This window comes from Mediterraneibacter torques, from assembly GCF_044591705.1.
Lineage (GTDB): Bacteria > Bacillota > Clostridia > Lachnospirales > Lachnospiraceae > Mediterraneibacter > Mediterraneibacter torques.
Genome location: NZ_CP172594.1, coordinates 349482 through 370903 on the forward strand (window position 1 = coordinate 349482; position 21422 = coordinate 370903).

Annotated in this window: 14 protein-coding genes and 1 pseudogene; 12 read left to right on the forward strand and 3 right to left on the reverse strand. The window is 42.3% G+C overall.

Annotated elements, in window-relative coordinates:
* Nucleotides 1–4: 4 nt before the first annotated feature.
* From ACH9UM_RS01595 to rplA, 6 genes are all read left to right on the forward strand, one after another.
* Nucleotides 5–1147 (forward strand): AI-2E family transporter, encoded by a 1143-nt coding sequence (locus ACH9UM_RS01595; protein WP_004844914.1) that lies wholly within the window; start codon nucleotides 5–7, stop codon nucleotides 1145–1147.
* 174 nt (nucleotides 1148–1321) lie between these two features.
* A complete protein-coding gene (rpmG, locus tag ACH9UM_RS01600) occupies nucleotides 1322–1471 on the forward strand; it encodes a 50S ribosomal protein L33 (RefSeq protein WP_009321242.1) in 150 nt (49 codons plus the stop codon).
* A 21-nt stretch (nucleotides 1472–1492) separates the two neighbouring features.
* Entirely contained in the window at nucleotides 1493–1690 is a 198-nt protein-coding gene (gene secE / locus ACH9UM_RS01605) for a preprotein translocase subunit SecE (RefSeq protein ID WP_004844916.1), read from the forward strand.
* 25 nt (nucleotides 1691–1715) lie between these two features.
* Nucleotides 1716–2234 carry a transcription termination/antitermination protein NusG gene (gene nusG, locus ACH9UM_RS01610; RefSeq protein ID WP_004844917.1) on the forward strand — a complete coding sequence of 173 codons (519 nt, stop codon included), beginning with the start codon at nucleotides 1716–1718 and terminating at the stop codon, nucleotides 2232–2234.
* 51 nt (nucleotides 2235–2285) lie between these two features.
* On the forward strand, nucleotides 2286–2711 hold the full coding sequence (rplK, locus tag ACH9UM_RS01615) for a 50S ribosomal protein L11 (RefSeq protein ID WP_004844918.1): 426 nt from the start codon (nucleotides 2286–2288) through the stop codon (nucleotides 2709–2711).
* Between the two features lie 158 nt (nucleotides 2712–2869).
* Nucleotides 2870–3562: a 50S ribosomal protein L1 gene (gene rplA, locus ACH9UM_RS01620; protein WP_004844919.1), complete on the forward strand. Its 693-nt coding sequence runs from the start codon at nucleotides 2870–2872 to the stop codon at nucleotides 3560–3562.
* A 517-nt stretch (nucleotides 3563–4079) separates the two neighbouring features.
* On the opposite strand, the gene ACH9UM_RS01625 is transcribed toward rplA, so the two are convergent.
* The gene (locus tag ACH9UM_RS01625) at nucleotides 4080–5396 is read right to left on the reverse strand and encodes an IS30 family transposase (RefSeq protein WP_004845211.1); all 1317 of its coding nucleotides are present in this window, start codon (nucleotides 5394–5396) and stop codon (nucleotides 4080–4082) included.
* Nucleotides 5397–5731: 335 nt separating this feature from the next.
* Between ACH9UM_RS01625 and ACH9UM_RS01630 the strand changes: the two genes are divergently transcribed.
* Nucleotides 5732–10309, forward strand: coding sequence for a discoidin domain-containing protein (locus ACH9UM_RS01630; protein ID WP_400091769.1), 4578 nt, complete (start codon nucleotides 5732–5734; stop codon nucleotides 10307–10309).
* On the opposite strand, the pseudogene ACH9UM_RS01635 reads toward ACH9UM_RS01630, so the two are convergent.
* Nucleotides 10195–10506: pseudogene (locus tag ACH9UM_RS01635) on the reverse strand (hypothetical protein); the annotation flags it as partial. The gene ACH9UM_RS01630 and the pseudogene ACH9UM_RS01635 overlap by 115 nt on opposite strands.
* A 582-nt stretch (nucleotides 10507–11088) precedes the next feature.
* On the opposite strand from ACH9UM_RS01635, the gene ACH9UM_RS01640 reads away from it, so the two are divergent.
* The gene (locus tag ACH9UM_RS01640; protein ID WP_004847598.1) at nucleotides 11089–16635 is read left to right on the forward strand and encodes an Ig-like domain-containing protein; all 5547 of its coding nucleotides are present in this window, start codon (nucleotides 11089–11091) and stop codon (nucleotides 16633–16635) included.
* A gap of 139 nt (nucleotides 16636–16774) precedes the next feature.
* Here the strand turns inward: ACH9UM_RS01640 and ACH9UM_RS01645 are convergent, their stop codons facing one another.
* A complete protein-coding gene (locus tag ACH9UM_RS01645) occupies nucleotides 16775–18106 on the reverse strand; it encodes an HlyC/CorC family transporter (RefSeq protein WP_009242386.1) in 1332 nt (443 codons plus the stop codon).
* A gap of 297 nt (nucleotides 18107–18403) precedes the next feature.
* Between ACH9UM_RS01645 and murB the strand changes: the two genes are divergently transcribed.
* From murB to ACH9UM_RS01665, 4 genes are read left to right on the forward strand one after another with little or no spacing between them, the layout of a single operon-like run.
* The gene (gene murB / locus ACH9UM_RS01650; RefSeq protein WP_009242385.1) at nucleotides 18404–19309 is read left to right on the forward strand and encodes a UDP-N-acetylmuramate dehydrogenase; all 906 of its coding nucleotides are present in this window, start codon (nucleotides 18404–18406) and stop codon (nucleotides 19307–19309) included.
* 2 nt (nucleotides 19310–19311) lie between these two features.
* On the forward strand, nucleotides 19312–20190 hold the full coding sequence (rapZ, locus tag ACH9UM_RS01655; protein WP_004847595.1) for an RNase adapter RapZ: 879 nt from the start codon (nucleotides 19312–19314) through the stop codon (nucleotides 20188–20190).
* A gap of 4 nt (nucleotides 20191–20194) precedes the next feature.
* Nucleotides 20195–21154: a DNA-binding protein WhiA gene (gene whiA, locus ACH9UM_RS01660; protein ID WP_004847594.1), complete on the forward strand. Its 960-nt coding sequence runs from the start codon at nucleotides 20195–20197 to the stop codon at nucleotides 21152–21154.
* Nucleotides 21151–21411, forward strand: coding sequence for an HPr family phosphocarrier protein (locus ACH9UM_RS01665; protein WP_004847593.1), 261 nt, complete (start codon nucleotides 21151–21153; stop codon nucleotides 21409–21411). The genes whiA and ACH9UM_RS01665 overlap by 4 nt, the downstream gene beginning before the upstream one ends.
* The last annotated feature ends 11 nt before the right edge of the window (nucleotides 21412–21422 follow it).

The following is a 21422-nucleotide window of genomic DNA, read 5'->3' on the forward strand; positions in this document are numbered from 1 at the left end:
ATATATGGATTTGAATAAAGAAAATATGAAAAAGATGAGAGAATTGATCGTTTTTACGATCATTCTTCTCATTGCACTTTGGAACTATAAACTGCTGTTTGAGTGGATCGGCTTTGCGTTCGGCATTGTTACTCCATTTCTTATAGGCGGAGGAATCGCTTTTGTGCTGAACGTGCCAATGAGTTTTTTTGAAGAAACTTTGTTTGGAAATAAGCGGGTAAAAGAAAAGAAACTGGCGAAAAGGCTGGCTCGGCCGTTGAGTCTTGTGCTTACGATCGTGGCAGTGATCGGAGTTGTCGTTCTGGTGATGTTCGTCGTTATTCCGGAGCTGGCGCAGACAGTGCTTTCGCTTGGAAAGACAATACAGGCATTTGTACCGGAGGCACAGCATTTTCTGGAAGAGTTATTTACAGACAACAGTGAAATACGCGCGTGGCTGAATAATCTGGACGTAGATTTGGATAAGCTTTTGGACAGCGTGATCGCTTTCTTTAGAAACGGCGCCGGAAACGTGCTGAATTCTACGGTATATGCGATCGGTTCTATCGTAAACGGTGTGACAACATTTGTAATCGCGTTTGTATTTGCATGTTATATTTTGCTTCAAAAAGAGAAACTCGGCGTGCAGGTAAAAAAAGTGATGCATGCGTTTTTGAAAGAAAAATGGGAAAAAAGATGTCTGAAAGTGTGTACACTGACTTCCAAAACATTTTCTAATTTTTTGACGGGACAATGTCTTGAGGCGCTTATTCTCGGGTCGATGTTTTTTGTGGCGATGAGCCTTTTCAAGATGCCGTATGCGCTTCTGGTCGGTGTGCTCGTGGCATTTACAGCGCTTATTCCGATATTTGGGGCTTTTATCGGCTGTGTTGTAGGAGCGTTCCTCATTTTGATGGTCGATCCGCTGCAGGCATTGTTTTTTGTCATTATGTTTCTCGTGCTTCAACAGATTGAGGGAAATCTCATTTATCCGAAAGTTGTGGGAAATTCGGTCGGTCTGCCTTCCATATGGGTGCTTGCGGCAGTAACGATCGGCGGCAGTTTGATGGGCGTTGTGGGGATGCTGATCTTTATTCCGTTAGTGTCGGTTGTATATACGCTGTTTAGAGAGAGTGTATATAAAAGACTGGAACAAAAACAGAGATAATTCATATATTTCATGTAGAAATGAATGGAATTTAATAAACATCTTGACTTACTTCCGTTTTTCGTGGTACAATACTACGGCGAATGGAAGTAGGTCTTTTTTTTATGCCTAAATTTTGACGGGGTCGCAGCCGTCAGCAACAAGTAGTGAATAATTAAAGCGGAGGTGGAAGTTGTGCGCACAAGAATTACATTGGAGTGTACGGAATGTAAAAACCGTAACTACAACATGACGAAGGATAAGAAAGCTCATCCGGATCGCATGGAAACTAAAAAATACTGCAGATTCTGCAAATCACACACACTGCACAAAGAAACGAAGTAGTCGTCAGGGGGAAGTGGAATTATGAGTGAAACAGAAAAGACTCAGAAAAAGAGCTGGTTCAAAGGACTTCAAGCGGAATTCAAAAAGGTTATTTGGCCGGATAAGAAAACACTTGCAAGACAGACCACGGCAGTTGTTGCTGTTTCCGTAATCCTCGGAGCGTTGATCGCGGTGATCGACGTAATCCTAAGATACGGTATTGACTTATTGATAAAATAGTTGACCGCAGCGGAAAGGTGATTTTATGTCAGAAGCAAAATGGTATGTAGTTCATACTTATTCAGGGTATGAAAACAAAGTGAAAGCGAATATTGATAAGGCGATCGAGAACCGTCATCTTGAAGATCAGATTCTTGAAGTACGCGTTCCTATGGAAGAAGCGACAGAGTTGAGAAACGGTGTTCAAAAAGCGGTTCAGCGCAAGATGTTTCCGGGGTATGTGATGATCCATATGGTCATGAATGACGATACATGGTATGTAGTCAGAAATACTCGCGGAGTGACAGGCTTTGTCGGACCGGGATCAAAACCGGTTCCACTCGAGGAGCATGAGATGGAAAATCTCGGCATCCAGAGAGATAATGTTATCGTGAATTTCGGAGTCGGCGACATGGTTGTCGTACTTAGCGGAGCATGGGAAGGCACAGTGGGAACTGTGCAGAGCATGAACGAACAGAAGAAGAGTCTGTCGATCAATGTTGAGCTGTTCGGCCGTGACACACCGGTTGAACTTAGTTTTTCAGAAGTGAAAAAAATGGATTAAAAGTAAGTGGGAGGGGCTTGTCCCCGACAATACCACAAGGAGGTAATTGAAATGGCAAAAAAAGTAGAAGGTTATATCAAATTGCAGATTCCTGCCGGCAAGGCAACTCCGGCACCGCCGGTTGGTCCGGCTCTTGGACAGCACGGCGTTAATATCGTTGAATTTACAAAACAGTTCAACGCAAGAACAGCAGATCAGGGCGATCTGATCATTCCGGTTGTCATCACAGTATACAATGACAGAAGTTTCAGCTTCGTTACAAAGACACCGCCGGCAGCAGTTTTGATTAAAAAAGCTTGCAAGATCCAGTCCGGATCAGGCGTACCGAACAAAAATAAAGTTGCGACGATCACAAAAGCTCAGCTTCAGGAGATCGCGGAACTGAAAATGCCGGATCTTAATGCGGCAACAGTTGAGTCTGCTATGAGTATGGTAGCAGGAACATGCCGTTCTATGGGTGTAGTAGTAGAAGAGTAGGCACAGAGTTTCGTCTGCATATTCAAAGCGCGGTGAGGATGAATCGGTTTTGAAGGGCAGAATGTAAACATCCGTGATGCATTGAAACAAACATCAAGTGATTTGAAAGAAGTGGGAGGGGCACGTTCCCGCAAATACCACAAGGAGGTTATTGTAAAATGAAACGAGGAAAGAAATATATCGAAGCTGCAAAACTGATCGAGAGAGGAAACCTCTACGAAAAAGAAGAAGCGGTAGCATTAGTGAAAAAAGCAGCAACAGCAAAGTTTGACGAGACAATCGAGGCTCACATCAGAACAGGTTGTGACGGACGTCATGCAGATCAGCAGATCCGCGGCGCGGTTGTTCTTCCGCACGGAACAGGTAAAAAAGTTCGCATTCTTGTATTTGCAAAAGACGCAAAGGCAGAAGAAGCAAAAGCAGCAGGAGCTGATTTTGTAGGAGGAGACGAGCTTATTCCGAAGATCCAGAACGAAGGATGGCTTGACTTTGACGTAGTTGTAGCTACACCGGATATGATGGGTGTTGTAGGACGTCTCGGACGTGTACTTGGACCGAAAGGTCTTATGCCGAACCCGAAAGCCGGAACAGTTACGATGGACGTGACAAAAGCGATCAACGACATCAAAGCCGGTAAGATCGAGTACAGACTTGACAAAACAAACATTATCCATGTTCCGATCGGTAAAGCATCCTTTACAGAGGAACAGTTAGCGGACAACTTCCAGACGCTTATCGATGCAATCAATAAGGCAAGACCGTCAGCGGTTAAAGGACAGTATTTGAAGAGCATTACTCTTACATCTACAATGGGACCTGGCGTGAAGGTTAATCCGATGAAACTTGCATAATTAAAGTAATATACAGCGAGACAGCATATCATAGTATGTGCTGTCTCGTTTGTTTTATAGGAAGCTTATAGAAACCGGATGAAAGTCCGGATATGCCCAGAAACTTGGCGATCGCTTATTTGTTTTAAAGTATGTGAATATGAAACACATGTGTAAAAAAGTAAAAATAGTAAAATTGACAAATTTTTGAAGAGAAGATGCGCCCGGAAAGGCTGTTTTCATAGGATGAAAAAGGAAATATTGTTAAAAATCACAAAAAAATTATGTAGGGTTGAGTGAATAAGTAAATTCCATATGTAAAAGTAAATTCCATACAGAAGACTAAATTCGATATTTTAGGGTTTGACGAATTGTGTCAAATCCTTTAAAGTGGAATTTAACCAGATAATAAATGCTTTTCTGCAATAAAAATGTATGCTAATGAGACAACTGGAATCTGCTCTGTAAGACTAAATTCCACTTGTCTGGTATGTGTGATATGGAGCCTTTATCCGCAGATTTGTTTTATTATCTGGTTTTATTTTTTCAATAATGCAGGCGTTAATACGATCTCATCTGCCGGTATTTCAGTGAGAGCAAAAAAATTTAAAAGTTCATGTGGGAGCATGATTTTTGCAAGAGCCATAGGCGACAATCCACCAAGGCTTTGTCTTGGAGTACTGTTGATATGGCTCATCATCAGATTGATCTCTTTTTGCGAGTAATCGTCAAAGGATGTTCCTTTCGGGCATATTTTTCGGATATATTCATGGTTCTTTTCACAATGCGGCTTTTGCCAGGAACACATCGGATCACAATAATAAATACTTGTCCGAATCAGGTTGTCTTCACCACATTCCAATGCATCCGGAATCTGAAATTCACCGCCTCTGTCCGTTAAAATCAGCGAAAAAGCAGAGGCAAAAGAAAAGGTTCCAATCGCATGCTCAATGGAGTCAAATACATTTTTTATATGATCGGATTCTTTGCTGTCAAGAAGATACGCCATCATAAAAGAACATTCGGAAAAGTGGAAAGTGAGTAACACCTTGTGGGAACCTTCACAGCCGAGAACGGTATCCATTTCAGTAACTCTTGTATCCGGGAACTCTTTTAAAAATGCCTGAAAGTCTTTGTAAGTACGACCTTCATAGATTGTTTTATCAACTAATTCAGAAGAGCCGGAAGAACGGAGCTTATATTTTACTTTTTTAGGCAGATCGATATTTTTAACACTCAAAGCTCCGGATTCAATGTAATTGTAAAGCGTTTTTTCTGAGTAAGGGATCTCCGGATGATTCTGTAGGATCATGTAAGGGGACTGCCCCTGCATAATCAGTGGGGAAACCAGTTCATCCAGCCTTATCAAATCTTCAGGAGAAATGTTGATACCAGTTCGCGATTCAATCAGAACGGTTCGATATTCCCTGTGAGCAATCGTGGCTCTATAATAAGCCTTATCCAAACGGCATCCGCTTTTTTTACTGCAAGCATTGCATACAAAGGGAGCTTTATCTAGTTTGGAACAATGATAACTGCGAGGAATGAAATCATCGCAATGGGAATTACAGTGGTTGCAGAGTTTACACATTCTTTTGCATATCGGAGCATAGATTTCACAGATATTCTTTTTTTTGCAGTCTTTTATTAGAGCACATTTATTTTTTGATTCATTGAAGTGGCTATGTTCCTGAATAGTGCGGTGCTTTTTAATTTCTTTGGAGATAGTGGTTGGATCTTTTCCTAACTGTAGCGCAATGCTATGGAGGGAGTTTCCTTGATCCAACCTTTTTTCAATTATAATACGCTGATCCATTGTCATATGCTTTTGATTTCCAGGGATAGATTTACACATAAGTACCTCTTTTCTACTGCGGATAGAAGGTACTAAAATAATATAGGATATAGAAGAAGAGAGTAAGACTAAATTCAGCATGATGGTGGAATTTAGTTTTTCATTTAAGGGAAAAATTATGTAGTGATAAAAAATATTGAGTTTTATGATGAAAAAAACTATAATAATGAGAGAGTCGCTAGAGGCGAGTTGGTTTTTTATATCGACTCTGACTAAATCAGGATATAAACTTTTTACTGGAAGTTTATTAGCAGAAGTAACGAGAGAAGTACGAAAACGTGTTTTCTCTCGTTAAAAATTTTAAGAAAGCAGAGAGGTAAAAAATGGGAAGGAAAATGAAAAAGTTAACGCGCGCCGGCGCGGGAGCGCTTGCCGGAGTAATGGTCTTCGGATTGGCAGCTCCGCTTGCACCTCTAAGTGTTGAGGCGGCAGATGAAGTGAAAAATCTGGCGATTGGTTCAACAGCAACAGTCAACGATAAAGAAACAGACTATTGGGGCGCGGATAAAGCTGTTGACGGTATTGTTAACAGAACTGCAGCAAAAAGAGATCAGTCCCGTTGGGCAACGAACGTAGGCGGAGATGCAGATGCAAAGTGGCTGAAGATTGATTTGAAAGAAGCAAAAACATTCCAGTCGTTTGTTCTTGCATGGGAAAGAAGAAATATTACCGGTTATAAAATCCAGATTTCACAGACAGGCGAAGATAATTCATGGGAAGACGTCTATACAAAAACAGGAGCAAGTCATATTTCTCATATAAATGAAAATATTCATTTGCCAGAGGCAAAAACAGCACGTTATGTACGTTTATATATTGACGGATATACGGCGAATGCGGCAGATGATCAGACAAATTGGCGATCAGTTTCTCTTTATGACTTCCAGATCTATGCAAATGAGATTCCTGATACGGTTCTCCCGGATGAAAACTACTGTCTGGAAGGAACAGCAGAAGCAAGCAATTTTGAAGAGGTTCAAAGCGAGCCGGGAAAACAAGGTCCGGCAAAAGCGATTGACGGAGATTTAACAACACGCTGGGCAACAGAAAGCGATGGAAAAGGAACGACAGCCCGTACGCTGACTGTGAAGCTTCCGGCAGCGCAGTGGGTAGAATATGTGAAGATCGACTGGGAAATGCCGGCAAGCGGAGTTCCTACTCCGAAGAAATATACGATTGAATCGGCAGAAAAAGAAGGCGGCGAATTTACTGTAGTTCATACAAACAGCGAGCAGGTTACAAAAGCCGAGCAGATTATCAAGTTAGACAAACCTGTATGGGCAAAAGAACTGAAATTAAACGTAACGGAGTACGGCGCTGCGACAGGAACTTGGTATAATGTTTCTGTGGCAGAATTCGGCGCATATGCGATGAAGCCGGAGTCAGGCGTCATCGATGAGAATGCAACAGCAAAACAGATTGCGGACAAGCTGGCAGCTCCGACTGTAAAGGCGGACAAAACCGGATTAGAGTGGCAGGATGTGCCGGAAGGAGTTACTGTAGAGTTCCTCGCAGATTACGAACAGGTTGTCGGAAGAGACGGCAAGATCTATCAGCCGCTTAGAGAGACAACTGTAAAGGGAATTTACAAAGTAACAAAAGGTGAAGAGACAGCAGAAGGCGCAAGAGAACATACAGTTACGATTCCGGGTAAATATGATAACGCTGGAACAAATGCGAAACCGGTTGTAATTCCGGAACTGGCAGAGTGGTATGGCGGAACAGAGGCCGGATCTGTTAAGATCGGTGAAGGCACAAAGATCGTTTATAAAGACGCCGCGTTTAAGGCAGCGGCAGAAGCTCTTGCAGCAGATTATAAAGCAGAGTACGGCGTTGATCTTCAGGTTGCAGACAGCGGAGAAGATGCAGGCGATATCGTCTTTACAAAAGATGATAAAAACGGACTCGGTGAAGAAGGCTATATCATGGAGATGGACGATAAAGTAAATGTAAAGGCTGAGCAGGCGCAGGGAGCTTACTGGTCGACACGTTCCATTCTTCAGATCGTGAAACTGAATAACGGTGAGATTCCGAAAGGTATTACAAAAGACTATCCGAAGTTCAAAGTAAGAAGCTTTAGCTTGGATGTTGCCCGTAAACCGGCATCTCTTGAGTCATTGGAAGATTTTGTAGACGCTATGGCATACTACAAGATGAATGATTTTCAGGTTCATTTGAATGATAACTTGATCTTCTATGAGAATTTTGAAAGCGCAGAAGTCGCTCGAGAAAGGGCGTATACAGGATTCCGTCTTGAGTCCGATATTAAGGCAGGCGGAGAAAATAAAAAAGATCTGACTAACGAAGACCTTTTCTATACAAAGGAAGACTTTAGAAACTTTATCGAAGAGTCTGAAGCGCAGGGAGTAAGTATTGTGCCGGAAATTGATGCTCCGGGACATTCGGGTGCATTTACAAAAGTTCGTCCTGATCTGATGCTTCCGCAGAATCAAGCTGTCAACGGAAATGCAAAACGTGCAGGCGAGCAGTTTGACTTAAGCGGTGATGTGAATTCCAAAGACAGTCAGTATGGTAAGAGCCTTTCATTTGTTCAGGGTGTGTGGGATGAATATCTGACAGACAATATGTTCGACGACAGTATGACAGTACATATCGGAACAGATGAATATTATGGTGAAGAGAATGCTTTCCGTCATTTCTCCGATGATATGATCAAATATATTCAAGGTAAAGACCGTACAGTCCGTATGTGGGGAAGTTTGACGCAGATTGACGGAGACGGAACAGTTCCGGTAAAAAGCGAAAATGTACAGTTGAACGTATGGAATACAGGATACTCCAATCCGAAACAGATGTACAACGATGGATTTGATCTTATCAATACACTGGACGGTTCTCTCTATATGGTTCCGAATGGAAGCGGAAGCAGAGGAGGATATGGCGATTATCTGAGAACAGAAGACCTTTACAAAAATTGGATTCCGAATAATATGGGCGGAACAGTAATTCCGGCAGGATCTGATCAGATGCTCGGAAGTACGTTTGCGATTTGGAACGATAATATTGACACTGCTGCACAGGGAATCTCAGAAGTTGATAACTTTGAGCGTTTTGAAGATGCGCTTCCGATTCTTGCAAGCAAAGGCTGGGGCGAAGGTGAAGATCTTGAGTTTGCCGCAGTAAAAGAAAAAGCGGAGAAACTGGGAGATGCTCCGGGAAGCAATCCGTACTATGAAGAAACGGCAGATAAAGACGGCAAGTATATGTCTTACGGTTTTGACAATAAAGAAGATTCGTCTGAAAACAACAGAGATATCAAAGAGACAAAGAATGCAGATATTGACGGCGCGCTGAAACTGAAAGGCGGCGAAAGTTATGCGTCGACACCGATTGAAAAACTTGCAGTCGGAAACGCCCTGTCATTTGACGTTACATTAACTGAAGAAGCAAGAGCAGGACAGATCCTGTTTGAAGCAGATACACCGGGCGGAGAAGATTATGTACATGATATCCGCATCATGGATGACGGAAGAGTTGGATTCAGAAGAGAGCTTTATGATTACTACTTCGATTATAAACTTCCGGTTGGCGAGAAAGTTCATATGGAAATCGTGACAGATACGTTGAAAACTGTGTTGATCGTAGACGGAAAAGAATATCAGGCAACAGGAATTTACATCAACAGACAGACTGATAATACGCTCAGAAAACAGGGGATTAAAAATGCAACACTGCTTCTGCCTGTTCAGCGTATCGGATCAAAGACGAATTCAATCGTCGGCACGATCGATAATGTAGAAGTAAAGACAGCAGATCCGATCTCGTCAAAAGATGAGTATAATAAAGCGGCATGGACAAAAGTATCTGTTGATACAGAAACCAATATTGCTGATAGTAAAACAGAAGGTCTTTTCACATATGCATTTGACGGAAAATCAAATACAATCTGGCATTCAAATTGGAAAGATGGAAAAAGCGATAAGCTGAAACCGCAGGGAAGTTTTGATGAGATCGGCGGAGTGATCAATCTCGGTCAGAAATATACGATCAATCAGTTCTCCTTCACTCCAAGACAGGGAAATGCAAGTGGTCAGGTGACAAAAGCTGATTTATATGTGAAGGCAAATGAAGGTGACGAATGGGTAAAAGTTGCCGAAAATACAGAATTTGCCGCTGATGCATCTAAGAAGACATTCTACTTTGACGAGCAGGAAGTTCAGTTTGTAAAATTCGTTGCAAAAACATCTAATGACGGTTGGGTAGCTGTATCTGAATTTGATGTTGACAATGAAAAGGTAAAAGAAATGACAGTTTATGCTGCGGCTCAGAAGGGCGGAAAAGTTACAAGCAGCGCAAAAGACGGAAAAGTAATGCAGCACGAGAACGTTACTGTAACAGCGACTCCGAATAAAGAGTATAAGTTTGCAGGATGGTATGATATTCTTACAGGAGAAAAGGTATCTGATGATGCGGAATATACATTTGCTGTAGAAATGAATACATCTTTGATCGCTCATTTCACGAAAAACGGTGAAACGCCGGATCCGCAGCCGAAAGAGTGGACGGTAACGATCGACGGGACAGGACATAAAGTAAAAGACGGCGAAACACTGACAGTAGAAGAGCCGTCTAAACCGGGTCATGCGTTTGCAGGGTTCTACCTTGTTGGAACAGATACGGCTGTAGATTTCACAAAACCGATCACATCTGATATGAATGTTGAATCACGCTTTACACAGTATAAAGTTACAGCAGTAGAGAGTGAGAACGGAACAATCACAGTCAGCGAGATGAATGACAAAGGTGAAGTAACTGTTACAGCAAAAGCAAATGACGGATATGCACGCCCGATGTATAGCAGACTCCGAAGGAGCATGTTTTCGTTGACCGTAGACGGATGCTCGCCGAATACGATCACTTTTCCTCCTGCGTCAAAAGAAATATCGTTTTGAAAATTCATATAGATCGTATTGTCTACACGGAATTTCCGAATCTTCGTTCCTTCCGGCAACGGCTCATCATGGATTGCATTAAAAAGCGCGATCTCGTTCGCTTCTGCTGATTCGTCCTCATAGAATAAATCTACAAAGACACTGTTTTTAATTTCTCTGTTTTCTTTTCCTGCCATAGGCTCTCCTTTCATGTGCATGAATAAGTCCTGCAGTACAGGCGGGAAAATACTTTTAAGCTTACTGTTTTCAAACTTGCTGCTTTTAAGCTTGCTTTCGTCAAAAGTCTTCCTCTGAAAAAGAAAATTTTTTCTCTTTTTTAAGACCTTCTCTTAAAAATCAGTATACGAAAAAAAGAACTGTTCTACAAGGCTATCCACGCAAAAACTGTTGTTGTATTGTATCGGGTAATTTTGAGGGAATTCCTCAGGTCGGCGAAGCTGCCGGTAGCTTCCACAGAAAGAATTTCTGTAAGTGGGATTATCATAACATACTTACTAATTAGAAGCAATGATCTTTTATCTATTCAATTTTCACCATTAAAAAATATCAGAGTAGCTTAATGGCGAAAGGGAAGCAAAGAAAATCCCCTTTTGAATTGTCGAAATGCACAAAAAATATGATTTAAAATAGAAAAAGTATACAAAAATTATATTTTGTGTAAATAAAATATACCTGAAAAATGTAAAGGTGTTATAATGAATATGATTATGCTCGGTGTTTTGTGAAAAACATAGATTATGTCTAAATCACCGTAACAAAGATTAAAAAGGAGAAAGTGTATGAAAAAGAAAGTAGTGAGCTGTTTGTTGGCAGCGGCTATGGTCGTAAGCAGCGGAGCGGCTGTTCCGGGATTTTTCTTTACGCCTGAAAAGGTACAGGCTGAGGAAAATGATACGAAAGCGGAAAAAGAAAATCTTGCGTTAAAAGGTACAGCTGCGGCAAGCGAAGCAGAGGCTGATTCCACATCGGCGGCTAAGGCGATTGATGGAAATAAAGGTACGCATTGGGGCACATCACAGAACAAAGTGACAAACGAGTGGATAGAAGTGACACTTGAAAAGCCGACGAAAGTAAGCGAAATCAAGGTGTTTTGGGAGAGAACGGGAGCAGCCGGAAATCATCAGAATAACATCAAGCAGTGGAAAGTTGATGTGAAGACGATGAGCGGCGAGTACAAAAATATTTATCAAAAGACGGATGAAGATACATATGCGCCGTCAGAGCAGACGATCACAGTGGCAGAGGACGCGCAGGAAGTTGTGACTGCAGTTAAGATCACAGTGAACAAGGCGGATAGAGGACCGGATGATTTCTGGAGCAATATCGGACTTAGCGAAATAGAAATTTACGGAGAGGAGTCCGATATCGAAGCGGCAGAGAATAAGAATCATGTGAATGCAGCAGGCGTTACGGCGGAAGCGTCTACGACAGAGGCATCTTCGCTTCCGGTTTCTAATATTAAAGACGGCAACAACCAGACGCGCTGGGCTTCGGACTATTCGGAAGCAAGTAAGCAGACGGTAACGGTAACATTTCCGAAGGTGACGCTTGTAAAAGAGCTGGATTTTGATCTTCATACTCGAGACGTGGCGCCGATGCCGTCTAATGTGAAGTCCTTTGATCTTGTTTATGCAGATGCGGCAGGAACAGAGCATACGGTTAAGATCAGCAACGCGAAATCGACAGAAAGCGGCAAGACAGGCTATGTGACAAATGTACAGCACATTTTTGAGACGCCTGTTTATATGAAGAGCTTCAAGATGACGAACTTTGATCTTCAGATTGACATTGAAGGACAGAACGGATATAACAACATCAGTATTCTGGAAGTGAGAGCATATTCCAATGATCAGTCTGAGACGCCGCAGGGTCAGACACTTGACGAGGTTGTTGCTTCGATCAAAGGCACTAAGATTGCAAAAGATGTAAATGAATTTACACTGCCGAATGTACCGGACGGATTTACGATCGAGTCGAACGGAGCTGATTTTGAGCAGATCATCGGAGAGGCGGATAAAGAGACAGGAAAACTTCCTGTTGTTCATCCGATGACGGACAAAGAAGTGCAGATTTCTTTCAATGTAACTGAGACAAAAACAGGAAATGTGAAAAATACCGGAGATCTTGCATTTACGGTAGAAGGTACGAAAGATACTACAAAGGCGAAAAATGCGAAACCTTCGGTTATTCCGGAGATACAGGAGTGGTTTTCGGAATCCGATCAGAAAGTGTCGGTTGATACACTTACGGAAGTAACATACAGTGATGATTCATTAAAAGCGATTGTAGATGAATTTGTATCGGATTATAAGGATTTTACAGGCAAAGAGTTAAAAGCAGGCAAGAGCAGCGAAGGAAAGGCAAATGCCTTTAACTTTAAGAAAGCCGCGCCTGATGAGCTTCTTGGCGACGAAGGTTATACGATGGATATCAAATCCGACAGGATCGACGTACAGTCTGTCTCTGTGACAGGTAATATGTACGGTATGCAGACGATCCTTCAGATGTATAAGGGAAGTGAAGACGGCGGATATAGTATCGGTACGATGCGCGACTATCCGAGATACGAGACGAGAGGATTTCTTTTAGACGTTGCCCGCAAGCCGGTTTCTCTTGAGATGATGAAAGAGATCACAAGGACGATGCGTTATTATAAGATGAATGATTTTCAGGCGCATTTGTCGGATAACTATATCTGGCTTGGCGAATACGGAAAAAATGGAACGGAAAACAATGCGTTTAGTGCGTACGAGGCATTTCGTCTTGAATCCGGATTGACAAACGAAGCAGGAGAAAGTCCTACTGCGAAAGATTACTCGATTACAAAAGAACAGTTCAAGAAATTTATCGCAGACGAACGCGCGGTAGGAATGAATATTGTTCCGGAGATCGACGTTCCGGCGCATGCATTGTCATTTACAAAGATCTGGCCGGAATTGAAAGTGAGCAATAAGCTTCATAACAACAACCCGCTGATCGATCATTTTGATCTGACAAACGACGCTGCGGTTACGAAGATCAAGGAAATTTTTGACGATTATACAAAGGGAACGAATCCGACTTTCGATGCAGATACGGTTGTTCACATCGGAGCGGATGAGTTTATGGCGGATGCAAAATCATACAGAGAGTTTGTCAACGAGATCATACCATATGTAGACAAAACGAATACCGTTCGTATGTGGGGCGGCTTGACGCAGATCAAAGACAATCCGCCGACAGAGATCAACAAAGACGCTATTGATGGCGTTCAGATCAATCTTTGGTCAAAAGACTGGGCAGACGGAATCGATATGTACAATATGGGATATGATCTGATCAATACGATCGACGATCACGGATATCTCGTTCCGGACGGAAGTCTCACAAGAAAAAATGCTTACGGAGATTTGCTGGACATAGGCCGTATTTTTAAAGACTTTAAAGTAAATAATGTAAGAACGAAAAACGGAGCTTATAAAGCGGTTCCTTCAGGAGACGATCAGATGCTCGGCGCGGCATTTGCCCTGTGGAGCGACAACATTGACAGAAAAGCTTCGGGACTTTCCGAGTCTGATCTGTATTGGAGATTCTTCGATGCGATGCCGTTCTACGCAGAGAAAACCTGGGCGGCAACAGGACAGGAAAAAGGAACTTCGGCAAAGCTGACAGCTCTTGCAGAGAAGATGGGAACAGGTCCGAATACGAATCCGTATTATCAGGAGGAGAAAAAAGGCGAAGAGTATGAGAAATATGAGTTCGCTGATATGAAAGACAGTTCAGAGAATAAACGAGATCTGAAAGAAGGAAAAGGCGCGGAAGTCAAAGATGGCGTATTGAATCTTGGCGATGAAGAAAGTTATGTCACAACTCCGATCGAGCAGCTTGGAAACGGCAATGCTATTTCCTTTGATCTTGAACTGAACAAGCCTTCCAAACCGGGAGATATTCTGTTTGAGGCAGATCCGGCGTACGGAACGCACGATATCCGGGTGATGGAAAACGGAAAATTAGGATTTACAAGAGAGCTTTACGATTATTATTTCGATTATGAACTTCCGGTAGGAAAGAAAGTCAATCTGAAAATTGTTTCTACACAGCAAAAGACAGAATTATTTGCAGACGGTCGATCCGTAGGAACGGCTGTCGGAAAATTCGTGCATAACGGTCAGGTGAAGAAAGAAGGAATTAAAAACGCTACGTTTGCGCTTCCGATTGAGCGAATCGGATCTAAGACAAATGCGCTTGCAGGAAAGATCGACAATGTTGTTGTATCGGCAGTGAATACAGAAGATAAGTATAATAAAAAAGATTGGACTATTACTACAGACTCAGAATATTCCAACAATTCTGCGACAGAAGGTGAAGTTACAAAGGCGTTTGACGGAAAAGCGGATACAAAGTGGCACTCAGAGTGGCAGGCGGGAGCAGGAGAGACAAACGGAAGACTTCATGACGGAGCGCCGACAGGTCAGGGTACGGTAGATACGATATTCGCACAGGCAAAGTTTGACAAAGGTTATGAGATCGACAGGATCGCATTTACACCGAGACAAGATCAGCCAAGCGGATATGTAACAAAGGCAGACTTATATATTCAGACAGAGAAAGACGGAGAAATGAAGAAAGTTGTCACAGACGCACAATTTGCGGCAGATAAGACGCAGAAAGTATTCCGTTTTAATAAGCAGACTGTATATGGATTCAAGTTTGTTGCGAAAGCGTCCAATGACGGATGGGTAGCAGTGTCTGAATTCAATGTAGGCGATGAGATTCAAGTTGTCGAATCCGGAAAGAATACAATTTTCGTAAATGCAGAAAAAGGCGGAAAAGCCGAGATTGTCGGAGCAGAAGCAGGAAAACCGTTTGAGGTGGATAAAGGAGCGAAAGTAACGGTAAAAGCAACTCCTGATAAAGATTATCATTTTGTAGGATGGTATCATTCATCTAATGCAGAAACTCCGGTTTCTACAGATGCAGAGTACGAATTTACGGTATCGGGAAATTATGCGCTGACAGCGAAATTTGAAAAAGATAATGTAACGCCGCCGGTTGAAACAAAAGATGTTACATCTATCGACAAACCGGAAAAAGTAACGGTAGAAGAAGGAACAACATTTGAAGATCTTAAGAAAGACCTTCCGAAGACAGTGACCGTACATTTCGGAGAAGGCGAGAAAGCAGAGACGGCAGACGTAGAAGTGACATGGGAAAAGGGAGAATATAAAGGAGAAGCAGAAAAGACATATACGTTAAGCGGAACACTTGGAAAACTTCCTGAAAATGTTACGAATACGAAGAATCTGAAAGCTGAGATCGAAGTTGAAGTGACAAAGAAAGAGGTAACGCCGCCGGTTGAGACAAAAGATGTTATATCCGTTGAAAAACCGGAAAAAGTGACGGTAGAAGAAGGAACAACATTTGAAGATCTTAAGAAAGACCTTCCGAAGATAGTGACCGTACATTTCGGAGAAGGCGAGAAAGCAGAGACGGCAGACGTAGAAGTGACATGGGAAAAGGGAGAATATAAAGGAGAAGCAGAAAAGACATATACGTTAAGCGGAACACTTGGAAAACTTCCTGAAAATGTTACGAATACGAAGAATCTGAAAGCTGAGATCGAAGTTGAAGTGACAAAGAAAGAGGTAACGCCGCCGGTTGAGACAAAAGATGTTATATCCGTTGAAAAACCGGAAAAAGTGACGGTAGAAGAAGGAACAACATTTGAAGATCTTAAGAAAGACCTTCCGAAGATAGTGACCGTACATTTCGGAGAAGGCGAGAAAGCAGAGACGGCAGACGTAGAAGTGACATGGGAAAAGGGAGAATACAAAGGTGAAGCGGAAAAGACATATACGTTAAGCGGAACACTTGGAAAACTTCCTGAAAATGTTACGAATACGAAGAATCTGAAAGCTGAAATCAAAGTTGAAGTGACAAAGAAAGAGGTAACGCCGCCGGTGGAAAAAGAAGAGTACACGATTACAGTCAGTGTAAACGATTCGAAGATGGGAACTGTGAAGCTTAATCCGGAAAAAGACAGCTATAAAGAAGGAGACGTTGTAACTGCAACGGCAGCGGCAAAAGAAGGATACAAATTCGTGAACTGGACGGTAGACGGAAAAGCAGTTTCAGATAAAGCGGAGTTTACGTTTAAAGTTGACAGAACGCTGACTTTGAAAGCGAACTTTGAAAAAGCAGCGGAAAATCCGAATCAGGAAGATCCGAAGGATGATGATAAAGCAGTGCAGACAGGAGACACGGCAGGATCACCGATCGTTCCGATCGCAGGACTGGCGTTGGCAGCAGGCGCTGTTATGGCAGCTGTTAGAAAGAAAGAAGACTGATGCTGTGCAAGTGATTGGTTATCGCTGATATAATAAGATTTAAAAGAAAGACATAATAAAAATTCCGTATCAAGATCGGTAAGATCGAGATACGGAATTTTTATATGCTCATTTATATTCGATATAGGTATAAGATGTATTATTTTTCCTCGGTGAAAGCTGTCTGTGCGGCGCTTTCAGAGGAAGAAAGTTCGCTTTTGTTGTCAGCATCATGTTTTTCTGGAAGATACATACGAACAGATTCTACCCGGTTTTTATCAAGCGCCTCCACGATAAGGCGAATTCCGTTATCGGTACATACTTCATCTCCGACTTCAGGGAGGCGATCCAGATGTTCGATGATAAATCCGCCGAGGGAATCGTAATCTTCGGATACAAGATCCGTTTCCAGACGGTCGTTTATATCGTCCAGATTCATAGATCCTTCGATGATATATTCTTGTTCGGAAATCTGTCGGAACATATCGTCCTCTTTTTCGTCGTATTCGTCATGAATCTCGCCTACGATTTCTTCCAGAATATCTTCCAGTGTGATCAGTCCTGCCATTTCGCCATATTCGTCAAGGACAATGGCGATGTTAAAAGTAGAATCCCGCATTTCCACAAGAAGTTCGGAAATATCTTTGTATTCATATGTGAAATGCGGCTCGCGCATAATATCACGAATGTTGAACGTCTCTGTCTTTTTGTTATAGAGCAGAAGATCTTTCATATTAATAATACCGACGATATTGTCCGGAGTATCTTCATAAACAGGAAGACGTGTGAACTTATCTTCGCGGAAAATGGCGATCAACTCTTCGTAAGTATTATTTACTTCTGCGAATGTAACGTGAACGCGGGGAACCATAATATCTTTTGCGTTGGCATCGCCGAGATCGAACACGTTGTAGATCATCTCTTTTTCGTCTGATTCGATTACTCCGTCTTCGTGACTTACATCGACGATCGTACGAAGCTCGTCCTCTGTCATTGCGGTTGAAGCTGCGTTCGGATCGATACGGAGCAGAAACATAAATGCGCGCGAAAAAAGGTTGATGATGAAAATAAACGGAGTCAAAACGATCATAAAGAATCGGATGATCGGTATAAATTTTAGAGTTAATTTTTCCGTGTTCATTGTAGCGTAATTTTTAGGGGTAATCTCTCCGAAGACAAGGATCATAACCGTTAAAACAGCAGTGGCAATGCTGACCATATAACCGCCGAATGAATAGGCGAGAGAGGTAGCGATTGCCGATGCGGAAAGGTTGACGATATTGTTTCCGATCAGAATGGCGCTCAGCATTTTGGAAGTTTTATTCTCCACAATATCAAGAGCCAGGGCGGCCCGCTTGTTGCCTGATTCGGCAAGGGAACGCAGCCGTATTTTATTTACGGACATGAGCGCTGTCTCGCTTGATGAAAAAAATGCTGAAAGCACTAAAAGAATTATAAGTATAATTAGTTGAAAACTGTCACCAGAATCCACAGTTCTAAATTCACTCCTTTTTAATAAAAAATAAAATAAGCCATTTTATGGCATGCAAAAATATAGATACCTCATCAGTATACACTCTTTTGGAGAAATTTGCAAGAATCGGATAATAATGACAAGGAGCGGATAATAATGACAAGGAACGGAGAAGAGAATCCGATAATATCAGTAAAATCGGATATGCGGCGGTAATCGGTGACGTTTCGCTTTACTTTGCATTAGGCGTGAATTATAATGTATCATTATAATGAAGATAATTAATATATAAAAAACAGAAATATGGAGATATTTATGGAGTTGTATAAAGCATTATGTGAAATATCAGGAGAAGGTAATGTATTAAAAGACGAACCGATGAAGATGCATACGACATTTCGCATTGGCGGACCGGCAGATTATTTTATTCAGCCGTCGAAGATAGAAGAGATCCGCCGGATCGTTGCTGTGTGCCGGGAGTGCTCTACCCCATATTATATTATGGGAAACGGGAGTAATCTGCTTGTAGGTGACAAAGGATTTCGGGGAGTGATCGTACAGGTCTTTAAGCAGATGAGCGATGTGTATGCAGACGGAGAGCGCGTTTATGCACAGGCGGGAGCTCTTTTATCAAAAACGGCTGCTGTTGCGTGCGAGGCGTCGCTTACAGGGATGGAATTTGCATCGGGCATTCCGGGAACGCTCGGCGGCGCGCTTCGTATGAATGCGGGAGCATACGGCGGAGAGATGAAACAGATCGTCGAAAGTGCGGAAGTGCTTACGTCTGAAGGCGAAGTTTTAAATTTGACGAATGAAGAACTTGGTATGGGATATAGAACAAGTGTTATTGCGAAAAATGATTATGTGGCTCTGTCTGCGGTTTTGAAACTGGAGAAAGGAGATCGGCAGGAGATCCGTGCATATATGGAAGATTTAAAGGAACGACGCGTTACAAAGCAGCCGCTTGAATTTGGAAGCGCCGGCAGTACGTTTAAGCGCCCGGAAGGGTATTTTGCGGGAAAACTGATACAGGATTCCGGTATGCAGGGATATAGAGTCGGAGACGCTCAAGTGTCTGAAAAACACTGCGGATTTGTTATCAACAGAGGAAATGCTACGGCAGCGGAAGTCATGCAGTTGATGAAAGATGTTGCGGATAGAGTGGAAGAGAAGTTCGGGGTACGGTTAGAACCGGAAGTAAGAAGGATAGGAGAGTTTTAACAATGCGTTTTGTTATCGTGACGGGAATGTCAGGGGCAGGAAAATCGACAGCGCTTAAAATGTTGGAGGATATGGGGTATTTTTGTGTAGACAATCTGCCGATCCCGCTTCTTCCGCGTTTTGTGGAGATGTTCAGCGAACCGGACGAAGAAGTGAAAAAGATTGCGCTCGGGATTGATATCAGAGGAGGACAGGATTTCGGAGGACTGAAAGATGTTCTTGATGAGATGGATGTCAAAGAGATCGAGTACGAGATTCTTTTTCTTGACGCGCAGGACGATGTGCTTATTAAACGGTATAAAGAGACAAGACGTCAGCATCCGTTGAGCGGTTCCGGGCGTGTTGATACAGGGATTGCAAAAGAACGAGAAAAGATCATGTTCTTGAAGATGAGAGCGACTTATATATTGGATACAAGTAAGATGCTTACGAGAGAATTGAAACTGGAACTTGAGAAGATTTTTGTGAAGGGACAAAACTTTTGTAATCTTTATATTACAGTTATGTCATTTGGTTTCAAGTATGGGATTCCAAGCGATTCGGATCTCGTATTTGACGTGCGTTTTTTGCCCAATCCTTATTATATAGACGGACTTCGGGAGAAGACGGGAAATGATCCGGAAGTTCAGGATTATGTAATGGGAAATGAAAAGGCGGAACAGTTTTTGGACAAATTAAAGGACATGACAGAATTTCTGATTCCGAACTATATTCTGGAAGGTAAAAACCAGCTTGTTATTTCGATCGGCTGTACGGGAGGAAAACATCGTTCCGTAACGTTGGCGAACGCGTTGTATAAAGTTTTGGAAAAACAGGAAAATTACGGGGTGCGTATTGAACACCGCGATATTGAGAAAGATACAATTACAAAAAGGAAGTGAGACGATGTCTTTTTCGGGAAAAGTCAGAGAAGAACTTTCTGAGAACATCAGTCAGGCGAGACATTGCCGGATCGCAGAACTAGCTGCGTTTATCGGCATGTGCGGAACAGTATCGATTGACAGTTTTGACAGATATCATATTAAGATTCATTCGGAAAATATCGTTGTTGCAAGAAAAGTCTTTACATTGTTAAAAAAAACATTTAATATAAGAACTGATATCTCTGTAAAGAGAAATGTAAAAAGAGAGAGTGTATCATATCTTGTCGTGATAAAAAGTCACGAGGATGCGCTCAGAGTCCTTCAGGCAACGAAGATGATCGGAGAACAGCAGGTGGGAACGGATGCGATTTGCGGATTTAATCCTCTTATAATCCGTCAGGTCTGCTGCAGAAGAGCATTTCTGCGAGGCGTATTTCAGGCGGCAGGCTCTATGAGTGATCCGAATAAATCATACCATTTTGAAATTGTATGCACGATTTCGGAGATTGCCGAGCAGATCAGGTCGGTTATATGCAGTTTTGGTCTTGACGCTAAGATTGTACGCAGAAAAAAGTCTTATGTTGTTTATTTGAAGGAAGGATCTCAGATAGTAGATATATTGAATGTAATGGAAGCGCATGTAGCTCTTATGGAATTGGAGAATGTAAGGATTCTGAAAGAGATGCGTAATTCCGTAAACAGGAAGGTGAACTGCGAGACTGCCAATATTAATAAGACGGTGTCCGCGGCGGTAAAACAAGTCGAGGATATTACATATCTCAGAGATATGATCGGTTTTGAAAATATGCCGGATAATCTGGTTGAAGCGGCATATGCAAGGCTGGATCATCCCGACGCTACGTTAAAAGAACTGGGAGAGAGTCTTACTCCTCCTGTCGGGAAGTCGGGGATCAATCACAGGCTGAGAAAACTGAGCGAAATGGCAGAGAGTCTCAGGCAGAAACAAGGAGGATTATTATGATTAAGACACCTGTTGTAGTAAAGACGGAAGAAGATTTTGATGGACGTCCGATCGCATTGCTTGTTCAGGAAGCAAGTCAGTACGCAAGTACGATTTATATTCAGGTCGGAGAGAAACACATTAATGCAAAAAGTATTATGGGTATGATGAGTCTGAGTCTTGCCGATGGGGAAGAGATCACTGTTGTGACAGATGGAGAAGACGAGCAGCGAGCGGCTGAAGGTATAAAAACATTTTTTGCAAAAGGCAGAAAATAGAGTGGATGGAT

Excerpts from the sequence above, each read along its gene's own strand:
- ACH9UM_RS01595 (WP_004844914.1), top strand. The coding sequence starts at position 5 with ATGGATTTGAATAAAGAAAATATGAAAAAGATGAGAGAATTGATCGTT.
- secE (WP_004844916.1), top strand. The coding sequence starts at position 1,493 with ATGAGTGAAACAGAAAAGACTCAGAAAAAGAGCTGGTTCAAAGGACTT.
- nusG (WP_004844917.1), top strand. The coding sequence starts at position 1,716 with ATGTCAGAAGCAAAATGGTATGTAGTTCATACTTATTCAGGGTATGAA.
- rplK (WP_004844918.1), top strand. The coding sequence starts at position 2,286 with ATGGCAAAAAAAGTAGAAGGTTATATCAAATTGCAGATTCCTGCCGGC.
- rplA (WP_004844919.1), top strand. The coding sequence starts at position 2,870 with ATGAAACGAGGAAAGAAATATATCGAAGCTGCAAAACTGATCGAGAGA.
- ACH9UM_RS01625 (WP_004845211.1), bottom strand. The coding sequence starts at position 5,396 with ATGTGTAAATCTATCCCTGGAAATCAAAAGCATATGACAATGGATCAG.
- ACH9UM_RS01630 (WP_400091769.1), top strand. The coding sequence starts at position 5,732 with ATGAAAAAGTTAACGCGCGCCGGCGCGGGAGCGCTTGCCGGAGTAATG.
- ACH9UM_RS01640 (WP_004847598.1), top strand. The coding sequence starts at position 11,089 with ATGAAAAAGAAAGTAGTGAGCTGTTTGTTGGCAGCGGCTATGGTCGTA.
- murB (WP_009242385.1), top strand. The coding sequence starts at position 18,404 with ATGGAGTTGTATAAAGCATTATGTGAAATATCAGGAGAAGGTAATGTA.
- rapZ (WP_004847595.1), top strand. The coding sequence starts at position 19,312 with ATGCGTTTTGTTATCGTGACGGGAATGTCAGGGGCAGGAAAATCGACA.
- whiA (WP_004847594.1), top strand. The coding sequence starts at position 20,195 with ATGTCTTTTTCGGGAAAAGTCAGAGAAGAACTTTCTGAGAACATCAGT.
- ACH9UM_RS01665 (WP_004847593.1), top strand. The coding sequence starts at position 21,151 with ATGATTAAGACACCTGTTGTAGTAAAGACGGAAGAAGATTTTGATGGA.